The organism is Leisingera sp. S232, from assembly GCF_049800895.1.
In the GTDB taxonomy this organism is placed as follows: domain Bacteria; phylum Pseudomonadota; class Alphaproteobacteria; order Rhodobacterales; family Rhodobacteraceae; genus Leisingera.
Genome location: NZ_JBNAFX010000067.1, coordinates 1 through 4,288, shown reverse-complemented (window position 1 = coordinate 4,288; position 4,288 = coordinate 1). Strand labels below are relative to the sequence as shown.

Annotated in this window: 6 protein-coding genes and 1 pseudogene; all 7 read right to left on the bottom strand. The window is 54.7% G+C overall.

Features of this window, described 5'->3' with window-relative positions:
- The coding region (locus ACP151_RS21000; protein WP_424978662.1) for a transposase at positions 1–255 on the bottom strand (255 nt) is incomplete at its 3' end.
- Positions 256–341: 86 nt separating this feature from the next.
- On the bottom strand, positions 342–1,067 hold the full coding sequence (locus tag ACP151_RS20995; protein WP_424980757.1) for a hypothetical protein: 726 nt from the start codon (positions 1,065–1,067) through the stop codon (positions 342–344).
- Between the two features lie 130 nt (positions 1,068–1,197).
- On the bottom strand, positions 1,198–2,040 hold the full coding sequence (locus ACP151_RS20990) for a hypothetical protein (RefSeq protein ID WP_424980756.1): 843 nt from the start codon (positions 2,038–2,040) through the stop codon (positions 1,198–1,200).
- 1 nt (position 2,041) lies between these two features.
- Positions 2,042–2,968 carry a hypothetical protein gene (locus ACP151_RS20985; RefSeq protein ID WP_424980755.1) on the bottom strand — a complete coding sequence of 309 codons (927 nt, stop codon included), beginning with the start codon at positions 2,966–2,968 and terminating at the stop codon, positions 2,042–2,044.
- A 10-nt stretch (positions 2,969–2,978) separates the two neighbouring features.
- Complete coding sequence (locus ACP151_RS20980) at positions 2,979–3,860, bottom strand: hypothetical protein (protein ID WP_424980753.1); 882 nt, start codon at positions 3,858–3,860, stop codon at positions 2,979–2,981.
- Between the two features lie 11 nt (positions 3,861–3,871).
- Complete coding sequence (locus ACP151_RS20975; RefSeq protein ID WP_424980752.1) at positions 3,872–4,066, bottom strand: hypothetical protein; 195 nt, start codon at positions 4,064–4,066, stop codon at positions 3,872–3,874.
- Positions 4,063–4,288 (bottom strand): annotated as a pseudogene (locus ACP151_RS20970) (IS5/IS1182 family transposase); the annotation flags it as partial. The gene ACP151_RS20975 and the pseudogene ACP151_RS20970, both read right to left, overlap by 4 nt.

Genomic DNA, 4,288 nt, shown 5'->3' with positions numbered 1-4,288 from the left:
TCCCGCCATCTTCAGCAGGCTCGCAACCATACCGGACGTTTGCCGCAATGGCAGGCCGAACAATACCTTCACACTAAGGCAGAACTGGATGGCCGCATCGGAGAAGGTCTCCGGTCGTCCGCGTTTGCCGCATCGCTCGGCGAACCAGGTCATGTCGCGGTCAAACCAGACCAGCAGAGAGCCGCGCTTTCGAAGTGATGCGTTATAGTTGGACCAGTTCGTTGTTCGATAGCGGGAAGAGGCAGGCTTCGGCATGCCGCCGATCTAACCTACGGGATTCGCAAAGTGAATCCTCTACGGCCTTTGTGCAACAACGCCACTTTGAGTAAACGGCAGTTATTCTACTTAAGTGAATCATGTCGCTCGCTCGGATCGACGATTGCACATTTCACACCGTTTGCACGACTGTATTTGGAATAGTCAAAAAATGCCCGTGTAGCCCATGAAAAGAACTTTGATGTCATGCCAAGGGAGAGTTGTTTGATCAACCCATCCGCCACAGTGCCTGGTACAGGGTTGTTCCCAGTCCGCTCACGATACTCAATCAATCCGTACTGCACACCGAATACGGCCCATTCAACAACGCTTTTTGAAGGCGCTGAGACGGCTTGGTCTGTTGTTCTAAGCCAGTCCAATTTACCTTGGTTCTGCAATTCAATCTTGGCGTCGTAGTATGCCTGAGGTGCAGCCGAGAGCTTTGTATCACCACTCTCGCTAGCTAGATACCGAATATAAGCATGATGTTCCGCCGCAACTAGAGGCAAGGGATTGTCGTAGTATCGTGTATCGGTTCTGCAAGTCTGGAGACGACTGAAAGCGACGGTGACCGTTTTGAGGTCCGCGGGTTTCGCTACTTGCAATTTAAGTTTCGCCAGATCAGTTTCGATTCCGGAATAATCTCTCCCCAGTGCCTCTAAAATCCACGCTGCAGCACGTCTGTCCTGCTGGTCGGAAAATTCACCGGCCAACAAAGCCGTTGGTGCTACTACTGCCAAAAAAAGTATCCCTAACGAAATTCTCATTGTCTTTGGAAACCGGACTTCGCGATTTTTATCGCAGGCAAGCATTTCGTTTCTCCTTCTTCCATTGCAGGTCAATACTGCGTTTGAATTCAAACCGTCATGTATGATCCTAGGAAAGTCGAGCTTTCGCTCTCTCGACCGATGTCCGCAGTCAGTAATAATGCACCAAGCTCTCCTAAACTACTGAACTCAATGTCTCGGTCACAACTTCCAGCGATGTGGTTGCGCCGCGCATGCCAACACCCGACACATCCATCGCCTGCTGAGCGAGTGTGAGTACCTGATTGAAATTCGAAACCGTCGTGTTGAGGTCCTCGATCAGGCCCATTGTTTGTTCGTGCATTCCGGAAAACCGCGCCGTTGTCTCTTCGATGACCTTTTGCAGCGCCGCATGCATGGCCTCCTGTGCCTCTTCCGCATGGTTGGACAGGGTCTCCTCGTCTTTCCTGGCCGCCTCGCTCTTGCTTGAAACAAGCGTGGTCAATCGCTCGCTTGCGGTCTGCAGGTTTTGCTCGACCCCTTGGACAAACGCCTGGTAGCTTTCATCTAGTGTGTCGGCCGCCGTAACCAGGTTCTCCATTATCTCATCCAGGGTTGCACGCAGCCCCTCGGTCACGCGCTCCTCCAACCGTTCGCGATAGCTTTCCACTTTTCCGACAAAGTCACTGACTTCAGACAGGGTCTCTTTCTCGTCCACGGTTAGGTCCGGCACTAAGCTCACCTGTAGTTTCCCAACCTGTGCAGCGAAATCATCGACCCACCCGGTGATCTGCGCGCTAATCGCGTCGCTCAGATTGTCCGCATTTGTGATTTCCCCGGACAGCACCTGCAGATCATCGACAATGGTGCGGATCCTTTCCTGCGCGTTGCCAGAAAGGGTGCTCAACGCGTCCACATTGTTCGCAAACCGGTCCCGGGCCGCCTGGAACTGCCCGGTGGCGTCTTCGATTTTTCCCCGTTCGTAGCGAATGGCCGTGAGCGTGGCCTCTAGGTGCGATTTCGCTTCTTCATAGGACATATCAGATGCTTATCCCCACGCTCCCCGCCAGCCCCCTCAGGTAATCCAGGGCCGCCATTACAAGGTCGATCACGGCTTCCAGAGCATCGCGCGCTGCTTCCATTTGTTCCCGCTGAGCCTTGTTGTCTTCGCCGCCCTGAACAATCTCGGCGATGTGGCCTCGCAGGACTTCAAATATCTCATCCGCCAAAGCATCGACCTGTTCGTGCAAAACCTTCACAATGTCGTTGTCGATAAGCTCGGTTGCATTCGCCAGAACGACTTCCCGCAGCCTTTCCCGCAATTCGGTCAAGCGCTCGTCCAATTGGTCGGCCAATTCCCCGAGGGGGTCAGCAGCTTCGCTTTGCAGAAATTCCTCCAGTTCGGACAAATGCTCGGTGATGTCATCCTTGATCTCTTCCAAGACCTCGTCCACGATTTCAATGGCTCCCACGGCAGACAATGCAGCCCCTTCAAGGAACTCAACCGCGACATTGCTTGCCGCCTCAACCGTCGTTTCCAGTTGGGTAAACTCCTTCTGGCGAGTTTGTTCGGCATCGTCGACGGCGCTTTTGAACCCGTCGGAATGCTCTCCGAGTTTCTCCACCGCATTAGTTACCGCCTCCACGTTGGCCTTCGCCCCGATCAACTCATCTGCGACCTTCGCTCCATGCACAGCGAATTCGTCCTGCCATGCGCTTTGCAATTGGTTGAACCCCTCGTTGATCTGCGTAGCCGCTGCCTCAAACAGGTTTTCGCCCTCATCCAAGGCCGTGTTGATGTCAGTGGTCCAACCTTCAATTTTCTGGGCATCCGGAAGCTCATCCAATTGCCCTTTCAAGGTCGCTATGGACTCTTGCAGGCCTTCCATCGCGTCGGCCACCTGACTAGCAAGGGCCTCCAACTCGCGCGCCTGATCTTCGGTCAGCTCTTCGATGCTCAGATTCACGGCCAGTTCCTTAAATACCCATGCGCATGACGTTCAGGGCGTTTTGAATGGCCGGCGCCATTGCATTCGCCACCATCAGTTGCGGCAGATAGGGTTGGAGCAGGGCGGCAATTTGGGCGTTGATCTGCGCTCCCAGAACACTATCCGTCATCTCGGCCATGATCCGCTCTTCCAGCATCTCCAACACTTCGGCCTTAAGCGCCTCGAGCTTCTCCTCAGCAGTTTCATCGATATTTTCGGCCAGTTGCCGAACCGAAGTTTCTAGGTGCTCGCCTAGCGCATCCGTGATGGCTTCCAGGTCTTCACCATCGTCCGACAGCACAGTTTCCAACCGCTCGCGCGTGTTTGAGACGAGGCACGAGAGCTCATCTTCAATCTTTCCCTCGACAACCTCCCGGATGTCTTCGGCAAGTGTTTTGATCGCTTCGTTGCACCGCTCGTCAAGCGCGCTCATGTTGTCGATAACTTCCGTCGCCAATTCTTCAAACGCGCCCTCCATCGCCTCAACGGAAGCGGTCAGCACTTCCTCGGCAGAGGCCTTCGCCGTGGCAAGCCCGTTGGAGAAATCGTCACACATCTCCAAGGCAGCCTCCAGCTTTTCGTGGGTAGCTTCGACCGCGCTGTCTAAGTCAACGATTGCGCCTTCCAATTCTTTTACCTGAGCGCTGGTCCCGTCCCCAAACGCAAAAGGGGCGGTCGTGCCCACATCGTCCAACGCTTCGACCGACAACACAGCATCAACTACAAACCTGTTGCAAGCGGCCTTCAGGGCTTGGATTGCGCCTGCAAATCCTTCGACACGTTGCTCAAGCTCCGTCGTAACAGGAATCACCGCCTCGCGAACCTTCGATTCAGCGACCTCCAGCCGGTCAAGTTGAGCTTGCAGTGCCATGGTTAGGCGCCTCACGTTATTGCGGAAATCCCCTCCAGGATTGGCCTTATCGGTTCGACGATTTCGACGACATCATCACAGACATCATTGATATTATTCAGCGACTTGCAGGCACCACCGAACAGAGTATCCACCGCATCGGTCAGCTTGGCGTTGTTGCGCAACTCGTTTTGAGGACGAGCTTCCCCTTTCCGCGGCGGATTCATCCATCACACACGATCTCGGCGGTGCCGAGGGCCGAGAATCGGTTCATGAGAGCGATGCGGATGTGGATTTCGGCGGTTTGTCTGTCTGGGTCCCTCGCCATGATGCGTTCGCCGAATGCCTTGAGGCATAGCATTTTGGCCTCCACGCGACTTCGGATGTGATAACCACTCCATCGTTTCCACAGCGCCCTGCCGAAGCGTTGCGAAGCGCGCAGTATCTCG